Raw genomic sequence first — 1,506 nt, forward strand, 5'->3', positions numbered from 1 at the left:
CCACCTGATCCGCGCCGCGATGCGGTTCGTCTCCTACGACGATCGCAAACGCATCGCGGCCGCGCTGCGCCAGATCTATACCGCACCCACCGTGGAGGCCGCCGAAACCGCGCTGGCCGCCTTCGCCGACTCCGACCTGGGGCGCCGCTACCCCGCCGCGGTCGCCACCTGGCAGACCGCCTGGCAGCGGTTCATCCCGTTCCTCGCCTTCCCCGAAGAGCTCCGCCGGATCATCTACACCACCAACGCCGCGGAAAGCCTGAACTACCAGCTCCGCAAAATCATCAAAAACCGTGGCCACTTCCCCAACGACGACGCGGTGATCAAACTGCTCTGGCTCGCCATCCGCGACATCGAAGACAAGCGAACCCGCGCCCGCGCCAACCAGAAAGGCACCCCCCGAAACAAACGCAAAGCCCCCGGCCGGCTCGTCGAAGGCGCCACCGTCCAAAACTGGAAAGCCGCCCTCGGCGCACTCGCCCTCGCCCACCCCGACCGACTCGCGACCTACACCAACTAGAACATGAGACGACTTACACAAAAATCTTGACAGGCTCGCTCGGGCCAGCCTGAACATGCGCAGCATCTCCACCGGGCCGTCCGTGGTCTTCGGCGTGACGGTCGCCCGGCCATCTAAGACCGCGCGGGCGGCGGCCTCCGTGTCGACCGGGTCAGTCTTACCGCGGCGACGGCGGGCGGCCCGGTCGGGCCGGTTGACCTCGACCATGGCGATGCCCTCGCGTCGCAGGTAGCGGGTCAGGCCCGCCCCGTAGGAGCCTGTGCCTTCCACCCCCGCCCGCTGCACCGCGCCGAGGCTGCTCGCCCAGGCCAGCAGCCGCCGGTAGCCGGCCGCGGTGGCCGGGAACGCCCGGCAGGCCACCAGCACACCCACCAGGGTGATCACTGCGGCGACGTGGGTGTCCTTGTGGGTATCCACCCCAACGATCACCTGCTCGGTGTGCTGGCTGGTGTCGCTGTCCAGGCGAACCTCGGGCATGCTGGTCATTGGTCGTTCGTCTCCTGATCGGCTCGGGCAACGGATGGCCTCCGCCGGCCGGCCGGGCGGTCAGAACTGTGACGGTGCCCTGGTACAGCAAGGCCCCTATCGGGACACGCCCACCGGTCCGGTGGCAATACGCACTCCCAGCGCCACAGCCGACAGATCAGAACCAAGGCATCAACTGAGCCAGTTGCATTGCGGGTCAGACCGCGGCCCGGGAACACGGCCCCGACGATCCCAGAGCCGCCCACATAGACTCACAGTTGCATTGAGCGATCGCGAGTGATCTTCGCAGGAAGATTTGCGGTCGGAACCGCGCTCGGCGCACGGAGGCCGGAGCTACGGAACCTCGTCAGCACGGGCTGCAGGCATTCCGAGGGGCTTCCGGCAGTAAGATTTCCTGTCAAGATCACTTCGGATCGCTCAATGCAACAGACCCGTCGAGCGTCTCATCAGGAAGGACTTGATCATGGGCAACCGACCACTCGACACTGGACGAGAAGACG

At 66.6% G+C, this 1,506-nt stretch carries 1 protein-coding gene and 1 pseudogene; one reads left to right on the plus strand and one right to left on the minus strand.

The window, feature by feature from the left end:
* On the plus strand, positions 1-520 hold a 520-nt coding region (locus tag VGR06_RS24845; protein ID WP_327561523.1), incomplete at its 5' end, for a transposase.
* Between the two features lie 39 nt (positions 521-559).
* Here the strand turns inward: VGR06_RS24845 and VGR06_RS44010 are convergent.
* Positions 560-1,006 (minus strand): annotated as a pseudogene (locus VGR06_RS44010) (IS110 family transposase); the annotation flags it as partial.
* Positions 1,007-1,506 lie beyond the last annotated feature (500 nt).

The sequence above is a fragment of the Actinophytocola sp. genome (genome assembly GCF_036002505.1).
Lineage (GTDB): Bacteria > Actinomycetota > Actinomycetes > Mycobacteriales > Pseudonocardiaceae > DASYTH01.